At 48.5% G+C, this 1,297-nt stretch carries 1 protein-coding gene; it reads left to right on the top strand.

All coding sequences use genetic code 11. The features are described 5' to 3' along the window. Positions 1-181: 181 nt before the first annotated feature. The gene (locus tag AC19YR_RS24735) at positions 182-1,186 is read left to right on the top strand and encodes a YcaO-like family protein (protein ID WP_500600439.1); all 1,005 of its coding nucleotides are present in this window, start codon (positions 182-184) and stop codon (positions 1,184-1,186) included. Positions 1,187-1,297: the final 111 nt, after the last annotated feature.

The raw sequence follows: 1,297 nt of genomic DNA, 5'->3' as shown, positions 1-1,297 counted from the left end.
GGCTGAAGCCTTGGGCATTGCCGATTTGAATGGTGGCGCGTTCTTCAACGCTGAGTTCGGAATAGGACATAGGGGCAGCACCGTACCGGAAAGGTCAGGTGTTGCACTCAGTTTTTGCCGCCGCCAATGGTCAATCGCAGGCTCGGGCATTGGTACAGGTACACCGTCCGTTGTCACCGCATTGGGCGAGTATTTTGAAAGGCGTCATTTCTACAGAGAAATCACCCCCGACCTACACGCAACGCTAGGACACTCTCTCACCACCGATGAAATCTGTAGACTCGTCTATGCACTTGAACAAACAAGTGAGCGCACACTGACCGCTGCACAAATAAAAAAACATTCCTTTAATCTAAGCAAAGTGTATCGCACATCTGATTTCACACACTGCCACATCCCGACTGTTCTTTTATCATTGAGCTACCATTTATTAGAAGGCGATACCGTGTTCTATCCACGGCGAGACACCTGTGGCAGCTTTCATTGGCGCGCGGAACATGGGATTAGTGGAGCAATAAGAGAACAACTGGAGCGGCAATTTCTAGCTAGGTTGTGGCTGACAAAAACATGCAACCGCGTCATCCGTCGCGAAGAAATAAACAATGTCCTTTCGAACAGCCGCACCGGCACCCTCTATCATACACTCGCAAACAGGGGTGAATTGGCGGCCATTGATATTTCGGACAGTAACTTCCCTGGCCTCTGCTTGCTGATGGTCTACGGGCAAAAAAATCCTAAACATCACGTTCAATATTGTGCGGGCTTGGCCTATACCGAAGATCTTGGTAGCGCCCTTGAAAAATCACTTGAGGAGCTGTGGCAAACATTCCGTTTTATCGACCGCTTCAAATCCACACACGGCAAAGAGTGCGACATCAAGGACACCTACCTCACTCACTTCTTAAAGTGCAACAGCTACAGCACATTCAGGGAAATAACGTCCGTTTCCCCTATTAACCACTCACCTGCCGTCCTGATCCGGCCCACCCTCAACGCCTTACTATCGTCACTGCAATCGCAGCAGATACAGGGTTATCTGTACCTGAAGCCCGCAAACATAAACAACAACCACTACTATTTTTGCAAATATATTTCTCCAGATTTATTCCTTCACATGGACAACTCAAACAACATCAATACTCGCAATCGATACTCCGAGCAGTTCTTATGCGACCTGAATTCATAGAATAAGTGCAACGTTTGAAACGATAGGCAGAGAGTCAGCCACCGGTAGAATCCAGGCTCTCACACCGAAGGATTCAAGCGCAGATGACTACGCATTACCGGCAGCTGACTC

Source organism: Pseudomonas sp. MF08817, assembly GCF_059862705.1.
This window is presented reverse-complemented; position numbering and strand designations above follow the sequence as displayed.